This is a genomic window from Rhodococcus sp. MPR-R1B, from assembly GCF_058793255.1.
Map to the genome: position 1 here is coordinate 35851 of NZ_JBXAFO010000006.1, position 16857 is coordinate 52707.

The following is a 16857-nucleotide window of genomic DNA, read 5'->3' on the forward strand; positions in this document are numbered from 1 at the left end:
CATGTGTCGGCACCTCGGGTATCTCGGGCCGCCGCGTTCGGTTCGTGAACTCCTCCACGACGGCGAGAACTCACTGATGCGACAGTCGTGGGCACCTCGCGAGATGCGTGGCGGCGGGACCATCAATGCCGACGGATTCGGCGCGGTGTGGTGGAACGGTGGAAGGCAGGGACGGTACCGCAGTATCTCGCCGATCTGGTCGGACCCGACAGTCGACGAGACGTTGTCCCACATCGTTTCCGGATCCGTTCTCGCCGCCGTACGTTCCGCGACGGAGGGGATGGCCGTCGAGATCGGTGCCTGCGCACCGTTCGTCGACGGAACCTACGCTTTCAGCCACAACGGAGCGGTATCCGGTTGGCCTGGCTCACTCGCCGACTTGGCAGCAGAAGTTCCGGCCGTCGAATTGCTGAAGATGCCCGCGCCGACGGATGCTGCCTTGTTGTGGACAGTGCTTCGGCATCGGTTGAAGTCGAAGCCCGCGGAAGCCGCCGTGACGAGCCTCGTTCACGATGTGGCTGCGGCGGCACCGGATTCACGATTGAACCTCCTGTTCGGCGACGGGCAGGAACTGTGGGCCACGGCGTGGGGCCACACGTTGTACACGCGGGTCGACGAGTCGCGGGCACTGATCGTTTCCGAACCGTCCGATCGTTCGCCGGACTGGGAGCAGGTGCCGGACCGGCACATCGTCTGCGCGCGTCCCGGCCATTTGATCGTCACCCCGATACCGATGGGAGAACAATGAAAACCCCTACGCTCGAGGTTTATCTGACACCGGCCGAATCGGTCGACGCATTGCGAGCCGAGGCCAGGGAGGGCTTGACCGCTACGCCGAAGTGGCTCTCGCCCAAATGGTTCTACGACGCGCGTGGAAGTGAACTGTTCGAGGAGATCACGGCCTTACCCGAGTATTACCCCACCCGTACCGAACGCGGCCTGCTCGCTCGGTACGCCGACGAGATCGCTGCGTTCACCGATCCTGAGATCCTGATCGAACTGGGTTCCGGTTCCTCGGAGAAGACGCGGTTGCTGCTCGATGCAATGACTGCTCGTGGAACTCTGCGAACGTATGTACCGCAGGATGTTTCGGTGACAGCACTGGAAGGCGCGGCGCGGCAGGTCGGTGCCGAATTCCCCGGCATCGATGTGGTCGGGGTGGTCAGTGACTTCACCGGTTCGCTGCATCATCTGCCAGGTGGTGGACGGCGGGCGGTCGCGTTTCTCGGTGGAACTCTCGGCAATCTCGTTCCGGCAGAACGCGCCGAGTTCCTCTCGGGCATTGCAGCGGTGCTCGATCCCGGTGAGAACCTGATCCTGGGCGTGGGATTGGTGATCGATCCCGCAGTCCTCGTGCCCGCCTACGACGACGCTGCCGGTGTGACTGCTCAGTTCAATCTCAATGTTCTCTCGGTCCTGAACAAGCAACTGGGAGCGAACTTTCCCTTGGAGGACTTCCGTCACGTCGCGCTCTGGGATGCCGATAACGAGTGGATCGATATGCGCCTGGAAGCACTTCGTGAAGTCTCGGTGCATATCGACGACCTGGATCTGGAGATCACCTTCGCAGCGGGCGAGCAGCTGCGCACCGAGATCTCGGCGAAGTTCACCGAGGAGGGGATTGCCGCGGAACTCGCGTCCGCGGGCTTCGGGGTGCGGAAGGTGTGGACGGATCAGGATCAGCGCTTTGCGCTGTTGTGCGCGCAGCGGGCGTGAAGTGGGCGCTTGTCAGAGGATGCTGTCTCCCCCTAGAAGTGTCTCAAAAGTTCTGTAGGCGGCAATATTTGAGAAGTGTCGAGAGTAGAGATCTGCGGTGCCAGTATGGACAGCGTCCGACACCGGCGCAAGATCCACGAGATGCGCGAGTTTTACATAGGACTGGTCATCGCTCGCGCCGAGCGGATACTCCTGCTCGCCGGCCTTGCGCTCGAATTTTGACTGCGCCTCAGCGGGGTCGCCAGCCCAGATGAGATAACAGTCCTCTCGGTGGAAGCACCCGACCCCGTCATTCTTCCCCAACTCGAATATCGCTATGCCGAAGTACGGTTGATCTCGTGTCGGATGCTGAGTCATGCGATTGAACGTAGTGACATCGGAGCGCAAAAGGTATCGGTGAATACCCCGGGATTTCGCAAAAACTTGTCGGTGGGCGCCCGTAGAATCGCTCATATGTTCGAATCGAAGACTTCCGCGGACGCGCTGTTTCGGCAGCATGCGGAAATCGCGCGCGCCCACTTCCTCGAGATCGACGCGGTCACTGCGCTGTACTTGGACCGTTGTGAGGAGGATGCCGCGGTTGGAGTCAATGAGGCTTTTCGGGGTCAATTCGCGCACGTGGAGATCGCGTCGATACTGAGCATTACGGAGTACGCCGCGCAGAAAATGATTGCACTGGGATGTGACCTGCGCTGGCGACTTCCGCGGGTGGCGGCCGCTTTTGCTTGCGGTGACATCGATCTGGCCAAAGCGATGGCACTGTCCGAAGCTCTCGCCAACGTCTCCGAGCACGCGCTCGATGACATCGAGCGACTCCTCGTGGACGGTGCCTGCCGTGTAACCGGTAACAAGTTGAAGGCGCGCGCACGAGGTCTCATTGCTCGGCACGACCCTGATGGGGTGCGTGCCAGGCGAGTTCGTGCGGAGGCGGATCGGGACGTTCGGACGTGCGCGTCGCACGACGGTATGTCGACTCTGGACGGAATGCTTCCAGCGGTCGGCGCTCAGACTTTGGCCACGAGGCTCCGTGCGATGTCGATGCAGGTCTGTGGTTCCGATCCGAGAACTTTCGGGCAACGGCGTGCCGATGCACTGATCGCATTGGCGGAAGGAAAGACGTCGTTGGATTGTCAGTGCGACGGCGATTGCACCCGTAGGGATGATACGAAGACCTCCGCGCTCCCGATTGCGACAATTCTTGTGGGTGTCAACGCTTCCACCCTGCTCGGATTCGACGACCTGCCAGGCTATTTGCAGGGGTACGGCCACATCGATGCCGACCTTGCGCGCGCGATCGCCGCGGACGCCACGTGGCAGAGAGTCCTCACCCTTGCACCGTCCGAGGTGCAACATTGTTCGACTGCGGGGGCAGCCGGACCGGTGCTCGGCGTGGGTCGGTCGATGCGCTCACCGGAGATATTGCCCGCTGCGGCAAGGGATAATCGCTCGCGAAGGAACAGTGGTTCGCGGCGCGGTGAATCCACGTACCAGCCGTCCGCGGCGTTGGTGACGATTGTAAGGACGCGAGACGGTACGTGCCGCTTTCCGAATTGTGTTGTGCGTTCTGATAGTTGCGATATCGATCACACGGTGCCGTTCGATCACGGCAACCCCGCTCAGGGAGGGCCTACTGCAGAACGGAACTTGGCCTGTCTGTGTCGAAAACATCACCGACTGAAGACGTTTGGCAGGTGGACAGTGAAGCAAATCGGAGGTGGTCTTCTGGAGTGGAAAGATCCGTCAGGACGACGAACGGTTACCGCGCCCGTAGGCCCATTCTGTGACCCCGAACTGAGAGTGCCCGACGCGGCGAGACTGCATTTGACGGACGGCGATGCGCTGGAACGACGTTTCGGACTTCGGGACAGGGGAGTGGAAGCGGATCTCGAATACCTCCTGGACTGGAGTGTGCCCGGCTGGCGGAAGGCACGATCTGCATCAAGACGTAACGCATCCCCACTGGCGAACGCTTTGCCGGAGTTTGCCGACTTCTGAAGGGGTTTCGTTTCTCCTGTGGCCTGCGGGTATAGCGAGAGGGCCCGAAAAATGGTGTTTGTCTGTTTATAGTGAGGCGCAGAACGGTTTCCGACCCGAGGAGAACGCGTGCGTCATCCGAAGCTCGCCGCATTGACCGTGGCCCTGACTGCAGTACTGGTGATGCCGGTAACGCAGAGCGTGGCTCAACCATTCCCCTTCGACCCCGGCAGTTTCGGCAACGGAAGCACCGGATCGTTGGGGAGCGACGACCCGGACATACCCATCGAGGACACCCTCCCGCAGTTGTCGGTCACCACACTGGTCGACGGACTCGACCACCCCTGGGACGTGGTGGCGGCCCCGGACGGTGCAATCCTGACCGGACAACGATCCGGCGGATTCTTCGTTCGCCGAGGCGACAAGACGACAGGTCCAGTCGCTGCTGACCTTTCGGATCTCTACGCGCAGTCCGAAACCGGCCTCATGGGTATCGCGCTTGCCCGCGACTTCGCTCAGTCGCGCACCCTCTACACCTGCCAGGGATTCAGCGCTGGGGGAGTCACGGACGTTCGAGTGATCGCGTGGACCGTCGACGCCGGATGGACCGCACTCACGCGAACCGGAACTGTATTGCCAGGAATCCCGGTCTCGTCCGGGCGTCACGGGGGTTGCCGAATTCTTGCGGCGCAGGACGGAACGCTGTTCGTCGGGACGGGTGACACCGCGACGCCGAGCGTCCCCCAGGATCCGAATTCGCTGGGCGGCAAGGTCTTGCACATCAACGCCGACGGAACTCCGGCGGCGGGGAATCCGAATGCTTCCAGCCCGGTCTACACGCTCGGGCACCGCAACGTCCAAGGCTTGGCCGTGCAACCCGGAACCGGCCGGGTGTACTCGGTTGAACAGGGCACAAGCGTCGACGACGAAGTCAACCTGCTTACCCCCGGCGGAAATTACGGCTACCGCCCGGATCGGCTTCCCGGAACGTACGACGAATCCGTGCCGATGACCGACCCGGTGCGAGTGCCGGGAGCAATTGCGGCGGTGTGGCGTTCGGGTAGCTCGACGTTGGCTACCGCCAGCGCTGCCTTCACCGGTGGAGCTGCATGGGGTGCCTGGGACGGTGCGCTCGTAATGGGTGGCCTCAAGAGCAAGGAACTGATCTTTCTCCGCCTGAATGCCGACGGACGCTCGGTCGACGCGCAGACCTTCGGGTTGGAGAACCAGTTCGGTCGCTTGCGGTCGGTGACCCCGACGCCCGACGGCTCGCTCCTGGTGACCACCGACAACGGCGCCGGCGACAAGGTGCTGCGGGTGACGCCCACGCCCTGATCTTCAGTACCAGGCGATGACCCGGCACGGACCACCCGAACCACCCGCATGCGTCGGCGCTCCCACCATCACCGTGGCGCCGACGGCCGGAAGTGCGGACAGATTTGCGAGGGCTTCGACTGCGTACTTTCCTGAGCCCAAAGCGCTTCGGTGAGCCCCGTGGGTGGTGCTTCGGCCCGCGTCGATGCTGAGGGTGTCCGAGCCCACGGCGACGATGTCGCGCTCGCGGACGAGAAAGTCGATCGCCTCGGGGTTGAATCCCGGTGTGTGTTGCACGCCGAGTGCATCTCGATTCGTGAAGGCGCCACCGGCACCGGCCCGGGTATCCCAACCCGAGTTCATCGCAACCAGGCTGCGGGGAGCGATGGTCCCGTGGAGGGACTCCCAATCGAGGATGTCCTGGCGGGTGAGCAGTGTGTCGGGGTCGACGGAGGCTCGGGCACTGATGTCGACGACCGCAATCGGCACGACGAGGTCGGCGACGGGAATCTTCTCGACGGTGATTCCGTCCGCACTGGCGTGTGCGGGAGCGTCGATGTGAGTACCAGTGTGTTCTTCGAGGCGGAGTTCGTTGAGGTAGAAGTTTCCACCTGACCCGGCGGAGCCGAGCGAGCCCAGAGATCCGGCGGCGTCGGCGATCTTCGCCAGGTTCCTCATCTCGAACGAGCGCGCGCCCGGCCACACCGGGAACTCCGGCGTCAGTACGTGGGTCAGATCGACGATGGTCCGACCCGATGGCGTTGCCGACGCAGTGGGCTGTACAGCGCCAGCCATGACGGTCGCGCCGAGGGCACCGGTGCCCAGCGCCGCGAACATCGATCGACGGCTGATCTTCCTGCCTTCGCGTCCGATCGATTCGTAGACCTCCGACAAGACCTTCGGTGAGCACATCAGAAACTCCAGATCACTGGGATCAACACCGTTGCAACTATCAGGAACCACAACAACATCGGGAGTCCGAGCTTCCAGTAGTCGCCGAACTTGTAACCACCAGGGCCCATCACCATCATGTTCGCGGGAGTGGCTACGGGCGTCAGGAAGGAGGCCGCGGCAGCGACGGTGACCGTCATCAGAAGGGGCAGCACCGAGATGTCGAGTTCGATGGCGACCGAGATCGCGATCGGCGTGATGATCAACGCGGTTGCAGTGTTGCTGATCAGCTGGCCCAGAGTTGCCGTCACGACGAAGAGTCCGGCGACGACGACATACGGGCTTGCCCCACCGACTACGTCGACGAACGCATGAGCGAGCTTTTCGGCCGCGCCGGTCTGCTGGATTGCGGTCGACAGCGGGATCATTCCGCCGACGAGAATCAACGTTGTCCACGAGATGGACCGATGCGCCTGCTCGACGCTGATGACTCGTAGCAGCACCATCGCACATGCCGCGAGGAGTCCGGCTATCGCGGACGGCACCAATCCGAACGTCAGCATCACTACCATCGCCGCGACGACGACGAGAGCGATGACCGCGCGGGTTCCCAACGGGGCTGCCTGCTTACGGATCTGGGCAGGTGCGTCGACCACGAGGACGTTCGGATCGACGGCGGTGTGGGTGTCGAGATCGTCCCAGCTTCCTTGCAGGAGAAGCGTGTCACCGGCCGCCAACTTGACGCCCTTGGGGCCGCAGTCCTCACCGGCGCGCTGGACTGCGAGTATCACCAGATCTCCACTGTCGGTCACCATGCCCGGAAAAGCCCTGTCGCCGATCATTTCCGAGCGCGGCGGGATGATCACTTCGACCACGCCGTCGTGCTTGGTGATCAAGGGCTCTGCGGACGGCGCATCCTTTCCCATGAGCTGATACTGCTTCGCGAGGGTCTTGGCATGCCGGCTCAGGTCAGGCGACATCGACGTCCCAGCACGATGGGGGAGGACGTGAGGACCGAGAAGTACGGCGATCGCAATCGTTCCCAATACGAGCGGCGCACCGACCAAGGTGAAACTGAAGAACCCGAAAGCACCGGCCCCGGATTCCTCGGCGGCTTCGGAAACGATGATGTTGACCGGTGTTCCGGTCAAGGTGAGCATCGATCCGGCATGGGCGGCAAATGCCAACGGCAGAAGCAGTTGTGACGTCGATTTACCGAGACGTACCGCCAAGACGACCACCATCGGTACCAACGCGGCTACGGCCCCGTTGACGCTGATCAATGCGGTCAACGCGGCAACCAGCAACATGATCGCACTCACGAGACGGACTCGGGATTCGCCGACTTTCGCCAGCAGTTTCTCGCCCGCCCACGTGGTGACACCGGTGGCGTCGAGGGCTTCGCTGACGACAAAAAGCGCGGCGATGAACACCACCGTGGGATCGCCGAATCCGGCGAGCGCCTGCTCCATCGTGATCACACCGGTGGCGTACAGCGCCAGGGCAGTGCCGATCGCGATGATGCCGACCGGGATTCGGCCGATCACGAACAGCGCCACGACCAGTGCAAGCACGACGAAAGTGATGGTGATGTCATTCACGATTCGTAAAGGTACCTGCTCATACAGAACGGCCCCGTCTCCGCAAGTGAGACGGGGCCGTGGGACGGACGCGAGGAGAATTAGTTGGAGGCGGCGATGCGGGCCTTCTCGAGAGCGGCCAGCGTGCGAAGAACCGTGGCCTTCTGCTTGTTCAGATCGCTCAGTCGTGCGCGAGCCGGCAACCCTTGTGCGAGTTCGGCGACCTTGATCTGCTCGTCGATCGAACCGAGCTGATCGAGAAGCCCTAGGACGCGCGTCTGGAGCGTGTCGATGTCCACGGTGTCGGTCTTGACCGGAGCGGCAACACGCGTCGCTGTGCCCGTGCTGGCGGGGCGGGAAGCGCGTGCGGGTGACGTGTCGGCGACAACCGTTGCGGCGCGGGGCCGAATTGCCTTGCGAACAGCGGCCGCATCGGGAAGGACGTCCATACGGATCTCGTTCAGGACTCGGCGTGCCTCGCGTGCGTTGACGCGGTACTCGCGCTCTTCGTCGTCGTCGGACTGCAGCGTGCCGCCGAGCGGGCGCAGACCGTACATGCCGAGGAAGCGCTTGGCGTCGTCGATGATGCCTTCGTTTTCACGGCATTTTCCGCAGCGGGGTTCGTTGCGGAACATGTCCACGGAGTTGTCGTCTCCGCACCAGACACAAGATCCTGGGCGCCACCGCCGGATCGTCGGAACTGATGAATTCAGGGAATGAGATTCGGGCCGGGATTCCAGGGTTTGCGCGTCGATCACGACGAGCCACACTAGGCGAAGATTGCGGCGCGGTGAACACCGCCCCAACATCGACCTGGGTTTCTCGACGGTAGCGTGATCAAGATCATGCCAATCGTCGCATTCGGCGGTATTCGTGTGTCCCACAGGTGGTTTCATGATGACCGGGTGGTCTGTTTCTGAGACCTTCACGAAGACGACGACGGGCGCGTACCGGTGACCGTGAAGTCACAGGTACGCCCCCGTCGTGCGGCGCGAGACTAGGCGCTGCCGTTGAACAGTGAAGTCACAGAACCGTTCTCGAAAACTTCCTTGATGGTGCGAGCGAGCAGCGGTGCGATGGACAGCACCGTCAGCGTCGGGAACTTCTTCGACTCGTCGATCGGAAGTGTGTTGGTGACAACAACTTCCTTCGCGCCACACGTCGACAGACGCTCGGCCGCAGGGTCGGAGAGGACGCCGTGGGTTGCAGCGATGACGACGTCACCTGCACCGGCCTCCTTGAGCACCTTGACCGCGCCGGCGATGGTTCCGCCGGTGTCGATCATGTCGTCGATCAGGATGCAGGTGCGACCTTCGACCTCACCGACGACGCGGTTGGACTTGACCTGGTTGGGTACCAACGGGTCGCGCGTCTTGTGAATGAATGCCAGCGGTGCTCCGCCGAGCGAGTCGGCCCACTTCTCGGCGACACGAACGCGGCCCGAGTCGGGGGACACCACCGTGATGTTCTCGAGGTTGTAGCCCGCGCGAATGTGGTTGGCCAACTGGCTGTGTGCGTGCATGTGATCGACGGGGCCGTCGAAAAAGCCCTGGATCTGATCGGTATGCAGGTCGACCGTGATGATGCGATCGGCGCCGGCGGTCTTGAGCAGGTCGGCAATCAGGCGAGCGGAGATCGGCTCGCGTCCGCGATGCTTCTTGTCCTGGCGGGCGTACGGGTAGAACGGAAGAACGGCGGTGATGCGCTTTGCCGATCCACGCTTGAGAGCGTCGATCATGATGAGCTGCTCCATCACCCACGTGTTCAGCGGTGCCGGATGACTCTGCAGGACGAACGCATCGGAGCCGCGAACCGACTCTTCGAATCGAACGAAGATCTCACCGTTCGCGAAGTCGCGCGCGGTCTGCGGGGTGACGCGGATATCGAGTTCCTTCGCCACCTGCTCCGCCAACTCGGGATGTGCGCGACCCGAGAACAACATCAGGTTCTTCTGGTTGTCGATCCAATTCGCAGTCACTGGTTCATGCCATCCTTTTGTACTTGCCGGTCGATCTGGTGGTGATCTGTGCTGTCTGTTGTGCAGGGCTGTCAGGTTGTTGCAGGGCCGTCAGGTTGTGCAGCTGCTGCAGCGGCATCGGCCGCGGGTGTGCCGGGACGATTCTTCTGGACCCAGCCCTCGATGTTGCGCTGCACCCCACCCGAGACGGCGAGCGCCCCAGGCGGTACGTCGTTCTTCAAGACCGTGCCCGCACCCGTGTATGCGCCGTCTCCCACGACGAGAGGGGCGACGAACATGGTGTCGGAGCCTGTTCGGACATGCGACCCCACCACAGTACGGCTCTTGTTCACCCCGTCGTAATTGACGAAGACGCTCGAAGCTCCGATATTGCTGTGATGGCCGATGGTGGCGTCGCCGACGTAGGTAAGATGCGGAATCTTCGAATGCTCGCCGATATCCGCGTTCTTGGTTTCCACGTAGGCGCCGATCTTGCCGTGTGCCCCGAGGCGGGTACCAGGCCGGAGATAGGCGAAGGGGCCCACAGCCGCGTCCGCGCCGACAACGGAGTCGGTCCCGTGCGAGCGGACGACTACTGCGCGCTCACCGACGGTCACGTTGTCCAAGGTGGTATCCGGGCCGATCACGGCGTCTTCGCCCACCGAGGTTGTGCCGGTCAACTGAACTCCGGGCAGGAGCGTCACGTCCTGTGCGACGTGCACGTCGCAATCTATCCATGTGCTCGCAGGATCGACGACGGTGACGCCGGCACGCATCCACTTCTCGAGGATCCGACGGTTCATCTCGCGGGCGAGCGTCGAGAGCTGCACGCGATCGTTGGCGCCCGCGACGAGAACCGAATCCGCGATGTGCTGAGCACGAACACGCTTGCCCGCGCGACGGGCGATCATGATCACATCGGTGAGATAGAACTCGTGTTGTGCGTTGTTGGAGTCGAGGGACGCCAGCGCGTCGCGCAGAGTTTCGAAGTCGAAGGCGTAGACCCCTGAATTGACCTCGGTGATCGAGCGCTGCGAATCGGTGGCTTCCTTCTCCTCGACTATGGCGTTCACCTCGCCGTCCGTCGTACGAAGGATTCGCCCGTAGCCGGTGGGGTCGACGGCCGTCGACGTCAACACCGTCACCGCGGCCGCGGGAGCAGCCGTGTGCTGGGCGAGGAGGTCTGCGATGGTCTTTCCGTCGAGCAGAGGCACGTCGGCGGCTGTGACGAGTACGGTCCCGGAGAAGTCGGCCGGCAACCCCTCGAGCCCACAACTGACAGCGTGCCCGGTGCCCTTCTGCTCGTCCTGAACAGCGACGGTGACGGAACGGTCCAGTTCCCCGGCGACTGCGTTCACGGCTTCGGTGACACGCTCACGATCGTGACCGACGACGGTCACCAGGTGCGTGGGATTCAGTGAGGTTGCCGCGTGAAGCGAATGTGCCAGCATGCTGCGTCCGGCGAGAGTGTGGAGGACCTTGGGAGTCTTCGACTTCATTCGTGTACCGGCACCCGCTGCGAGAACGATCACGGCGGTCTGCACTGGTTTGAGCTCCCTCTGTCGATCAAACTGTCGATCAAGACATACATTCCGCTCGGGAAAGCATGTTGTTCACCAGCTCCGCCGCCAGGACTCGAACCTGAACTATCTGAACCAAAATCAGAGGTGCTGCCATTACACCACGGCGGATTGCCACGCATTGCCGAGCCTTGCGGCCGAACGCGCGAAAGAATAATCGCATGCCGACCCGCCGTAGGTCGAACCGCTCCTCCGATCGGGCCCCTGAAGTCCCGATAGGCTGAGCGTCCACAGCAGTGATTTGTGTGTCGGCGAGAGGAAGACAATGGCGACGGTGTCCGGTTCGGGTGGCGGGGATCCAGTTCCCGAACGAGTGACACGGATCCGGATGACCGGTACCCAACGTCGGCAACAGCTGATCGAGATCGGGCGGGCATTGTTCGCCGAACGGGGATACGAAGCGACCTCGATCGAGGAGATCGCCCAGCGCGCGAACGTGTCCAAGCCTGTCGTGTACGAGCACTTCGGCGGCAAGGAGGGGCTGTACGCCGTCGTAGTGGACCGGGAGATGTCGCGACTCCTCGAGATGATCACGTCTTCGCTCTCACAAAATCGCTCGAGAGTTCGAGTCGAGCGGGTTGCGTTGGCTTTGCTCACCTACGTGGAAGAGCACACCGACGGATTTCGGATACTCGTGCGCGATTCGTCCGTTGTCGCGCCCAGTGGGACATATTCGAGCTTGCTCAACGATGCGATCAGTCAGGTGGGCTACCTGTTGGCGGGGGACTTCTCCAGACGCGGTTTCGACCCCGGACTAGCAACGATGTACGCACAGGCGCTTGTCGGCATGGTGTCCACTACGGCTACTTGGTGGCTCGACGAACGGACTCCGTCGAAGGAAGTTGTCGCCGCTCACCTCGTGAATTTGTGTTGGAATGGGCTGACGAATCTGGAAGCCGATCCACAATTGGAGGGTTAACCAGGCGCGCCTGCCGCGCAGAGATGGATCGCGGTCTAAGCTGTGTTCGCTGTATCACGATCGTTTGATGGGCAAATGTCTCATTTGTTTGCAGGGTGGGTTGAATGCCGAACCGTGCCATCCATTTTGACGCTGTGAACGGGTAAGACCAAGAATTCGTTCGATGTGTGGTGATTGGAGGCCGGATCGATGGTGAGGCAAGAGCGGGCAGAAGCCACCCGTGATTCGGTGCTGCGCGGAGCAGCGGGTGTGTTCTTGCGCCTGGGCTATGCCAATGCCAGCTTGAGCGAGATCATCGCCGAGTCGCAGGTGACCAAAGGCGCCCTGTACTTCCATTTCGGGTCCAAGGAAGAACTCGCGCGGGCGGTGATAGACGAGGGTTCGGCACGTTTCGACGCAAAATGTGAGCTCTGGTTGGACCGTCGAACTCCCGCACTCGAGTCACTGATCGGTATTTCGTCGGTCATCGTCGACATCGGTGCGCATGACGCCATGGTTAGAGCGACGTTCCGCTTGTTGGTCGAGATCGGGGACTACCGGGGCTCCGGGCCGGCGACTCTGGACGTGTGGCTCGACATTTACCGTGAACTTGCCAGCCGTGCCGCCGACGAAGGTGATCTGCGTTCGGACGCGGATTCTGCTGACATTGCTCGTTTCCTGTTGGAAGTTGCGTCGGGAGTTCGGCTGATGGCAGCCGCGACCGGGACCGTTCGTGAGCTTTCGGACTCCATGAAGGCATCGTGGAATCTGATACTTCCGATCGTGGTCCCGGAATCGAAAGTGGAGTACTTCAGGCAATTCGCGGCCCGTCGCCTTGCCAGTGATCACTGAAATCACTGGCTCTCCGCACTGCTCCTTTGGTCAATTTGCTGCAAATGTCCTGGTAGGGACATTGTTCTCTTTATTCTGCATTCGAAACAAACTGAGAGTATGTTTATAGTGTTGATGGGAATCTGGAAGTCCGATCTTGCCGTCAATCTTCGGATTGCGGTATGTTCTATCGGTAGCTGAAGAATTGCTGAGAATGAAGGTTTGTCAGGGCAGGGTGACGGCGTCGGCGCACCGGGCAGCATAGGGGGCTGCCCGGCGTGTACGACCCCAGATGGGGAGTCAACAGATGGGTGACACTGCGCCGACGCCGATGCTCGACATCGGCCCGCGGATCGGCTGTGACGTAGTGAACGTCGTGGATGTCACTCGAAGTATCGAACTCTTCGGGCGGAGGTATCTCGATCGGACCTTCACCCCGCACGAATTGCAGACGTGCGCCGGGCCGGCGCGGGATCAACGATTGGCTGCACGTTTCGCCGCCAAAGAGGCTGTGGTGAAGGTACTGCGGCCTGGTGACGTTCCCGTTCCGTGGAGTTCCATCGAAATCACTCGGGCCGAGTGGGGTGGCTGTGGGGTGACACTGTCCGGTAATGCCGCGGAACTCGCGCGGGCCCAGGATCTGCACGATTTTCAAGTATCTATCTCGCACGAAGCGGACGTGGCCATCGCAATGGTGATCGCAACACGCTCGGGCGCTCGCATCGAAAAGAAGGACGACATCGCTGATGATTGATCAGGCAATTCGGAAAGTGCTCGTCGAGCACGGTCGGCTGGCAGTCGACGTGAGCACGATCGACGGAGAGGCCGATCTTTACGAGTTGGGTTTGACGTCGCACGCGAGCGTGAATGTCATGTTGGCGCTGGAGGATTCGTTCGACATCGAGTTCCCTGACGAGTTGTTGCGGAAGAGTACTTTCGCAAGCGTCAAGGCGATCGAGGGTGCGTTGACGGAGTTGGGTGCTGCATGAACGCTCCGCAATCGCAGTGCTCCACCGGAACGGCCCTCGAGCGGGCCGCACGGTTGGCCGACGAAGTTGCAGCAGTGTGGGCCGACGAAGTCGATGCAGAAGCAAGGTTTCCGCGTGAAGCTGTCGACGCCATGCGAAGCGAACGGCTGCTGTCCGTAGCTGTGCCGAGGGAACTAGGCGGCGAAGGGCTCTCGCTGCAGGAAGTGTCGCAGATCGCCCGTGTGATCGGAACACGCTGTGCAGCAAGCGGAATGATTTTCGCGATGCATCAGACGCAGATATACTCGTTGGTCAAGCACGGCAACACCGAAGCATTACGCGAGTTTGTCGAAGAAACGGTCGACAAGCAATTGCTGTTGGCATCGGCAACCACTGAGCTGGGAATCGGTGGTGACGTCAGCCGGAGTTACTGCGCGGTGGAAGACTTGGGCGGTCACCTGCTGTTGATCAAGAACGCGCCTGTCATTTCGTACGGTGAACACTCCGACGCGATAGTCGTGACGGCTCGGCGAACACCGGAGAGTCAGCCGAACGATCAGGTTCTCGTGGTGTGTCGTACCCCAGACCTGACGCTCGAACGCACCACCGAGTGGAACACGCTGGGGCTGAGGGGAACTTGCAGTCTCGGTTACATCCTTCGGGCCACCTCGACGCCGGAGATGGTCGCCGACGTACCGTATTCCGATATCTCCACCCACACGATGCTTCCGGTCTCGCACGTCGTCTGGAGTTCGGTGTGGTTGGGAATTGCCGACGCTGCAGTCGAGAAGGCGCGCAAGTACGTGCGTGCCGCCGCCCGCAAGCAGCCCGGGGTCACTTCCCCCGGAGCGCTGCGGCTCGCCGAAGTTGCCGCTTCGGCACAACAATTCGCCGATCTCGTCGGCGCCTCTGCACGCAGGTACGACCGCGCAGTCCACGCGGAGGAAGGCGTTGCCGATTTCGAGGCGACGGGAGCGGTGGGATTTTCGCTCGCAATGAACAACCTGAAAGTCACAGCGTCGACAGCGGTGGTGGAAATCGTGGGGCAGACAATGTTGATCTGTGGAATCTCGGGATATCGCGAGGACACCGAATTCTCGCTCGGTCGGCACCTTCGTGACGCGCACGGCGCAGCGGTGATGGTGAACAACGATCGAATCATGGCAGGTTCAGCGCACATGGCTATCGGATACCGGGGAACGCTATGACGAACGAGACTGTGACGACCGAGACTGTGACAGGCGAGACCGATCTGGATCGGGCCCGGGCTGCATTTCAACGTGAACTGCTCGTCGAAGGACTTCTCGTCGAGACGGAGGTGCCGGGACTCTACGGGCGTTCCGGAGTGTTCGAGGACATCGTCGACGGTATCGACCGAGTGGTGATTGCAGCGGGGCCAGGCGACGCCGCGACTCGGCTGCGGTTCCCGCCGGTGTTCCCGCGGAGCAGTTTCGAGCGCACCGACTACATCGCTTCGTTTCCCAACCTCACCGGCGCCATCAACACCTTCGCCGGTTCCAATCGCGATCACGCGCGACTGCTGGCCGATCGCGCCGACGGACAATCGTGGGACCGCCACCTCGAGCCGACCGAGACCATGCTCGTGTCCGCAGCGTGCCATCCTGCCTATGCGCGGTATACCGGAGTTCTCCCCGAAGGCGGAGTGCTGCTGGACATCTACGGTTTTTGCTTCCGGCACGAACCGGCCATCGATCCGGCTCGCATGCAGGCGTTTCGGATGCACGAGTTCGTGACGATCGGTGACGCCGCGGCAGCGCGAGCGCATCGCGAGCACTGGATCGAGCGGGGGCTCGAGGTGCTCGGCCGGCTCGAACTCGACGCTACCCCGGTGATCGCCAATGATCCCTTCTTCGGGCGCGCCGGAAAGATGCTTGCAGCCAACCAGCGTGAAGAGAATCTCAAGACGGAACTGACGGTTCGGCTCTACGGAGATCTCGACGAGGGCACGGCGATCGTGTCCTCGAACAACCATCTCGACCATTTCGGTGTCAACTTCGACATCCGAACGGCGGAGGGGGAGGTGGCACACAGCTCGTGCGTCGGCTTCGGGATGGAGCGAATCGCGTTGTCCTTGTTGCGGACTCATGGTCTTGACGTGGCTGCATGGCCAACCTCCGTTCGTGAACGAATGGGCATCTGATGTCACGGCTCATCGACATTTCACCTGATCGCTACAGGCCCCATTCGTTGCATCAGGACGACCGCGTGTGGGCGCAGACCAACTGCTACACGGATCTGTGGATCGAAGTGTTGCATTCGCTGGGATTGGACCCCGTCCCGGCATTGGCATGTGCCTTCTCATCGCGGTTCGACGGGACTCAGTGGACGTTCCTCAAGCTCAAGGCCGAGGACATCTACGCGCTGTACGGAATCGAAGTCGCCGAGATGAACGTCTGGCGGGCACCGCTGATCCATGTCGAGGACAACCTCGCGGTTGGGATGCTGTCGACGGTTGAAGTGGACGGATACTGGCTTCCCGATACTCTTGGAACGAGCTATCACGAGGGGCACACCAAGACCACGATCGTGCCCAATCGGATCGATCGCGTTGCCGGCGAGCTCGAGTACTTTCACAACAGCGGGTACTACTTGCTGCGAGGCGACGATTTCTCCGGCGTCTTCGATCTCGATCGTTCCTCACTTCCTTCGTTCGTGCCCTACGTCGAACAGATCAGGTTGAATCCGGTTCACGCGACCAACGCCGGAAACATCGCCGAAGTGGCTCGGCGGAATGTAGCGGTTCGAGCGGTGGGTAATCCCGTGCGAGAGCTGGGACGCAAGGTGATCGACGACCTCGAATGGGTGCAGGGGGCGGGTATGGATGCCTTTCACCTCTGGTCCTTCGGGCTACTTCGTCAGTGCGGGGCCAGCGCGGAGCTGGCTGCCGACGCCAGCGAGTTCTTGGACACTGCAGGTTTCTCCGGGACAGGCGAAGCTGCGCCAGATTTCCGCAAAGTGGCATCCGGTGCCAAGAGCGTGCAGTTTCAGATGGCGCGTGCCTCCAGGGGCCGCGCGGTGGACCCGCGTGAGCAACTCGACGAGATGGCCGTGTCGTGGAAGAGGGCGATGGAAATCGTTGCCGACACAGTCGGCGTCGACTCGCATCGACACTTGAGGTTGGTCTAAC

General features: G+C 61.8%; 17 protein-coding genes and 1 tRNA gene. 11 read left to right on the forward strand and 7 right to left on the reverse strand.

What is annotated here, in order from left to right; all coding sequences use genetic code 11:
* The first annotated feature begins 1 nt into the window (after window position 1).
* Both egtC and egtD read left to right on the forward strand, forming a co-directional pair.
* Window positions 2–748 (forward strand): ergothioneine biosynthesis protein EgtC, encoded by a 747-nt coding sequence (gene egtC / locus AC1Q61_RS10575; RefSeq protein WP_065351226.1) that lies wholly within the window; start codon window positions 2–4, stop codon window positions 746–748.
* Window positions 745–1716 (forward strand): L-histidine N(alpha)-methyltransferase, encoded by a 972-nt coding sequence (gene egtD, locus AC1Q61_RS10580; protein WP_492650977.1) that lies wholly within the window; start codon window positions 745–747, stop codon window positions 1714–1716. Before egtC ends, egtD begins: the two co-directional genes overlap by 4 nt.
* Before the next feature lie 12 nt (window positions 1717–1728).
* Here egtD and AC1Q61_RS10585 read toward each other — a convergent pair whose 3' ends face one another.
* Window positions 1729–2073: a hypothetical protein gene (locus tag AC1Q61_RS10585; protein ID WP_042921056.1), complete on the reverse strand. Its 345-nt coding sequence runs from the start codon at window positions 2071–2073 to the stop codon at window positions 1729–1731.
* 96 nt (window positions 2074–2169) lie between these two features.
* On the opposite strand from AC1Q61_RS10585, the gene AC1Q61_RS10590 reads away from it, so the two are divergent.
* Window positions 2170–3711, forward strand: coding sequence for an HNH endonuclease signature motif containing protein (locus AC1Q61_RS10590; protein WP_051649520.1), 1542 nt, complete (start codon window positions 2170–2172; stop codon window positions 3709–3711).
* Between the two features lie 108 nt (window positions 3712–3819).
* On the forward strand, window positions 3820–5025 hold the full coding sequence (locus AC1Q61_RS10595) for a PQQ-dependent sugar dehydrogenase (RefSeq protein ID WP_042920946.1): 1206 nt from the start codon (window positions 3820–3822) through the stop codon (window positions 5023–5025).
* A 3-nt stretch (window positions 5026–5028) separates the two neighbouring features.
* On the opposite strand, the gene AC1Q61_RS10600 is transcribed toward AC1Q61_RS10595, so the two are convergent.
* From AC1Q61_RS10600 to AC1Q61_RS10625, 6 genes are all read right to left on the reverse strand, one after another.
* The gene (locus AC1Q61_RS10600; RefSeq protein ID WP_064111676.1) at window positions 5029–5916 is read right to left on the reverse strand and encodes a cyclase family protein; all 888 of its coding nucleotides are present in this window, start codon (window positions 5914–5916) and stop codon (window positions 5029–5031) included.
* Window positions 5916–7496: an SLC13 family permease gene (locus AC1Q61_RS10605; RefSeq protein ID WP_007728891.1), complete on the reverse strand. Its 1581-nt coding sequence runs from the start codon at window positions 7494–7496 to the stop codon at window positions 5916–5918. Before AC1Q61_RS10605 ends, AC1Q61_RS10600 begins: the two co-directional genes overlap by 1 nt.
* Window positions 7497–7576: 80 nt before the next feature.
* Window positions 7577–8233 (reverse strand): hypothetical protein, encoded by a 657-nt coding sequence (locus AC1Q61_RS10610; RefSeq protein WP_030536285.1) that lies wholly within the window; start codon window positions 8231–8233, stop codon window positions 7577–7579.
* A 239-nt stretch (window positions 8234–8472) separates the two neighbouring features.
* Complete coding sequence (locus AC1Q61_RS10615; protein WP_003946284.1) at window positions 8473–9453, reverse strand: ribose-phosphate diphosphokinase; 981 nt, start codon at window positions 9451–9453, stop codon at window positions 8473–8475.
* A 71-nt stretch (window positions 9454–9524) separates the two neighbouring features.
* The gene (gene glmU, locus AC1Q61_RS10620; protein WP_076948394.1) at window positions 9525–10976 is read right to left on the reverse strand and encodes a bifunctional UDP-N-acetylglucosamine diphosphorylase/glucosamine-1-phosphate N-acetyltransferase GlmU; all 1452 of its coding nucleotides are present in this window, start codon (window positions 10974–10976) and stop codon (window positions 9525–9527) included.
* A 76-nt stretch (window positions 10977–11052) separates the two neighbouring features.
* Window positions 11053–11123, reverse strand: a tRNA-Gln gene (locus tag AC1Q61_RS10625).
* Window positions 11124–11277: 154 nt separating this feature from the next.
* Here AC1Q61_RS10625 and AC1Q61_RS10630 point away from each other — a divergent pair.
* From AC1Q61_RS10630 to AC1Q61_RS10660, 7 genes are all read left to right on the forward strand, one after another.
* Complete coding sequence (locus AC1Q61_RS10630) at window positions 11278–11931, forward strand: TetR/AcrR family transcriptional regulator (protein WP_003946303.1); 654 nt, start codon at window positions 11278–11280, stop codon at window positions 11929–11931.
* Window positions 11932–12120: 189 nt separating this feature from the next.
* On the forward strand, window positions 12121–12762 hold the full coding sequence (locus tag AC1Q61_RS10635; protein WP_003946317.1) for a ScbR family autoregulator-binding transcription factor: 642 nt from the start codon (window positions 12121–12123) through the stop codon (window positions 12760–12762).
* Window positions 12763–13048: 286 nt separating this feature from the next.
* Complete coding sequence (locus AC1Q61_RS10640) at window positions 13049–13495, forward strand: holo-ACP synthase (protein WP_003946314.1); 447 nt, start codon at window positions 13049–13051, stop codon at window positions 13493–13495.
* A complete protein-coding gene (locus AC1Q61_RS10645; RefSeq protein ID WP_003946296.1) occupies window positions 13488–13730 on the forward strand; it encodes an acyl carrier protein in 243 nt (80 codons plus the stop codon). Before AC1Q61_RS10640 ends, AC1Q61_RS10645 begins: the two co-directional genes overlap by 8 nt.
* Window positions 13727–14917 (forward strand): acyl-CoA dehydrogenase family protein, encoded by a 1191-nt coding sequence (locus AC1Q61_RS10650; protein ID WP_042448906.1) that lies wholly within the window; start codon window positions 13727–13729, stop codon window positions 14915–14917. The genes AC1Q61_RS10645 and AC1Q61_RS10650 overlap by 4 nt, the downstream gene beginning before the upstream one ends.
* Window positions 14914–15870, forward strand: a complete 957-nt coding sequence (locus AC1Q61_RS10655; RefSeq protein ID WP_054781160.1) for an amino acid--[acyl-carrier-protein] ligase — start codon at window positions 14914–14916, stop codon at window positions 15868–15870. Before AC1Q61_RS10650 ends, AC1Q61_RS10655 begins: the two co-directional genes overlap by 4 nt.
* Window positions 15870–16856 carry a DUF1839 family protein gene (locus AC1Q61_RS10660; RefSeq protein ID WP_003946304.1) on the forward strand — a complete coding sequence of 329 codons (987 nt, stop codon included), beginning with the start codon at window positions 15870–15872 and terminating at the stop codon, window positions 16854–16856. The genes AC1Q61_RS10655 and AC1Q61_RS10660 overlap by 1 nt, the downstream gene beginning before the upstream one ends.
* The last annotated feature ends 1 nt before the right edge of the window (window position 16857 follow it).

Excerpts from the sequence above, each read along its gene's own strand:
- AC1Q61_RS10635 (WP_003946317.1), top strand. The coding sequence starts at position 12,121 with ATGGTGAGGCAAGAGCGGGCAGAAGCCACCCGTGATTCGGTGCTGCGC.
- AC1Q61_RS10650 (WP_042448906.1), top strand. The coding sequence starts at position 13,727 with ATGAACGCTCCGCAATCGCAGTGCTCCACCGGAACGGCCCTCGAGCGG.
- AC1Q61_RS10630 (WP_003946303.1), top strand. The coding sequence starts at position 11,278 with ATGGCGACGGTGTCCGGTTCGGGTGGCGGGGATCCAGTTCCCGAACGA.
- AC1Q61_RS10655 (WP_054781160.1), top strand. The coding sequence starts at position 14,914 with ATGACGAACGAGACTGTGACGACCGAGACTGTGACAGGCGAGACCGAT.
- AC1Q61_RS10585 (WP_042921056.1), bottom strand. The coding sequence starts at position 2,073 with ATGACTCAGCATCCGACACGAGATCAACCGTACTTCGGCATAGCGATA.
- egtD (WP_492650977.1), top strand. The coding sequence starts at position 745 with ATGAAAACCCCTACGCTCGAGGTTTATCTGACACCGGCCGAATCGGTC.
- AC1Q61_RS10590 (WP_051649520.1), top strand. The coding sequence starts at position 2,170 with ATGTTCGAATCGAAGACTTCCGCGGACGCGCTGTTTCGGCAGCATGCG.
- AC1Q61_RS10645 (WP_003946296.1), top strand. The coding sequence starts at position 13,488 with ATGATTGATCAGGCAATTCGGAAAGTGCTCGTCGAGCACGGTCGGCTG.
- AC1Q61_RS10600 (WP_064111676.1), bottom strand. The coding sequence starts at position 5,916 with ATGTGCTCACCGAAGGTCTTGTCGGAGGTCTACGAATCGATCGGACGC.
- AC1Q61_RS10660 (WP_003946304.1), top strand. The coding sequence starts at position 15,870 with ATGTCACGGCTCATCGACATTTCACCTGATCGCTACAGGCCCCATTCG.
- AC1Q61_RS10640 (WP_003946314.1), top strand. The coding sequence starts at position 13,049 with ATGGGTGACACTGCGCCGACGCCGATGCTCGACATCGGCCCGCGGATC.
- egtC (WP_065351226.1), top strand. The coding sequence starts at position 2 with ATGTGTCGGCACCTCGGGTATCTCGGGCCGCCGCGTTCGGTTCGTGAA.